The 2275-nt window shown below is 60.7% G+C and carries 2 protein-coding genes; one reads left to right on the plus strand and one right to left on the minus strand.

Annotated features, from left to right (window positions below):
- Positions 1 to 35: 35 nt before the first annotated feature.
- The gene (locus ACRESD_RS23920) at positions 36 to 800 is read right to left on the minus strand and encodes a GntR family transcriptional regulator (protein WP_016973197.1); all 765 of its coding nucleotides are present in this window, start codon (positions 798 to 800) and stop codon (positions 36 to 38) included.
- Between the two features lie 239 nt (positions 801 to 1039).
- On the opposite strand from ACRESD_RS23920, the gene ACRESD_RS23925 reads away from it, so the two are divergent.
- Positions 1040 to 2230, plus strand: coding sequence for a benzoate/H(+) symporter BenE family transporter (locus ACRESD_RS23925; RefSeq protein ID WP_431753167.1), 1191 nt, complete (start codon positions 1040 to 1042; stop codon positions 2228 to 2230).
- The last annotated feature ends 45 nt before the right edge of the window (positions 2231 to 2275 follow it).

Raw genomic sequence — 2275 nt, forward strand, 5'->3', positions numbered from 1 at the left:
CTCCCACATTTTTTGTCCCCGGTGAATCAGGGACATTACAGTTTTATTGAGGAACGACCCGGCTTCTTGGTCTGCAACAAATGCGAGAACACCGCATGCAGATCATCCGACGCACTTTCCTCATCGAGGTTGAGCTTGCTGTCGATGTGATCCATGTGGTGCATCATCAAATTCACCGCCAACGTCGCGTCCCGGGCTTCGATCGCGTCGATCAACTGGGTGTGTTCATCGTAGGAGCAATGCGAACGGTTGCCGCTTTCGTACTGGGCGATGATCAGCGAGGTCTGGGACACCAGGCTGCGCTGGAAGCTGATCAGCGGTGCATTCTTCGCCGCCTCGGCCAGTTTCAAGTGGAATTCGCCGGAGAGGCGAATGCCCGCACCGCGGTCACCACGGGAGAAGCTGTCGCGCTCGTCGTTGACCATCTGGCGCAATTCGGCCAGTTGTTCGGCTGTGGCGTGCTGCACCGCCAATTCAGTGATCGCGCGCTCCACCAGACGCCGGGCCAGGAACACCTGGCGTGCTTCTTCTACGCTTGGGCTGGCCACTACCGCACCGCGATTAGGCCGCAGCAACACCACGCCTTCATGGGCCAGGCGCGACAGCGCGCGGCGAATGATGGTGCGGCTGACGCCGAAGATTTCGCCCAGTGCCTCTTCACTCAATTTGGTTCCGGGCGCCAGGCGTTGTTCGAGGATCGCCTCGAAGATATGCGCGTAGACGATATCGTCCTGGGTTCCGCTGCGACCGGCCTTGCCGGCTCGCGGTTGTTTCTTGAGAGGTTGCAACTGTTCGTTCATGGGCACTCGGGTAGGGAGAACGGCGGCGAATTAACGGTAATACGGCAACTTTACGGTAACACGACAGGTTGCTGGCAAGTATCACCTAAAAACAGGGCACATTGTACACAACCCAATGCGCCAACACACTGTACGGCTGTTTGCGGTGTCGGCTGTATTGCAATGAATCGTTACGTTTGAGTTTAGGCTTGAATCCGCACCTTCACCGGCAAACACCCAGGTAAAAGGAACACCTCCCCATGACCGACGCCACCCACGCGCCGTTGCGCCCGCTGGCCGACACTTCACCGTCGGCTGTCGTCGCCGGCTTCATCGCCATGATGACCGGCTACACCAGCTCCCTGGTGCTGATGTTCCAGGCCGGGCAAGCCGCCGGTTTGACCACGGCGCAGATTTCCTCGTGGATCTGGGCAATCTCCATCGGCATGGCGGTGTGCAGCATCGGCCTGTCCCTGCGCTATCGCACACCGATCACCATCGCCTGGTCCACACCCGGCGCGGCGCTGCTGATCACCAGCCTGGGCGGCGTGAGCTATGGCGAAGCCATCGGGGCCTACATCACTTGCGCGGTGCTGGTGACGATCTGCGGGCTGACCGGCAGCTTTGAAAAACTGGTCAAGCGCATTCCGGCGTCGCTGGCGGCAGCGTTGCTGGCGGGGATTCTGTTCAAGATCGGCAGCGAGATATTCGTCGCCGCGCAACACCGCACCGGCCTGGTGCTGGGGATGTTTTTCACCTACCTGATCATCAAGCGCTTGTCGCCGCGCTATGCGGTGCTGGCCGCGCTGATCATCGGCACGCTGCTGTCGGGGCTGATGGGCTTGCTGGACTTCAGCGGCTTTCACCTGGAGGTGGCGACGCCGGTGTGGACCACGCCGCACTTCTCACTGGCGGCGACCATCAGCATCGGCATCCCGCTGTTCGTGGTGGCGATGACGTCGCAGAACATGCCCGGCGTCGCCGTGCTGCGTGCCGACGGTTACAACGTACCCGCTTCACCGCTGGTCACCGCTACCGGCCTTGCCTCGCTGGTGCTGGCGCCCTTCGGCTCCCACGGCATCAACCTGGCAGCGATCAGCGCGGCGATCTGCACCGGCCCCCACGCCCATGAAGACCGCGACAAGCGCTATACCGCAGCCGTCTGGTGCGGGGTGTTCTATGGCATTGCCGGGGTATTCGGCGCCACATTGGCCGCACTGTTCGCAGCCTTGCCCAAGGAGCTGGTGCTGTCGATTGCTGCCTTGGCGCTGTTTGGCTCGATCATCAATGGCCTGAGTATCGCCATGAATGAGCCGAAGGAACGGGAAGCGGCGCTGGTTACCTTTATGGTCACCGCGTCAGGCTTGACGTTGTTTTCCATTGGATCAGCGTTTTGGGGAATTGTGGCGGGGGTGCTGACGCTGTTGATTCTGAACTGGCGCAAGGCATAAAAAAACGGCGACCCCAGGGTCGCCGTTTTTTCAGTATCACTTAGC

It is taken from the genome of Pseudomonas sp. (assembly GCF_050739995.1).
Classification (GTDB): Bacteria; Pseudomonadota; Gammaproteobacteria; order Pseudomonadales; family Pseudomonadaceae; genus Aquipseudomonas.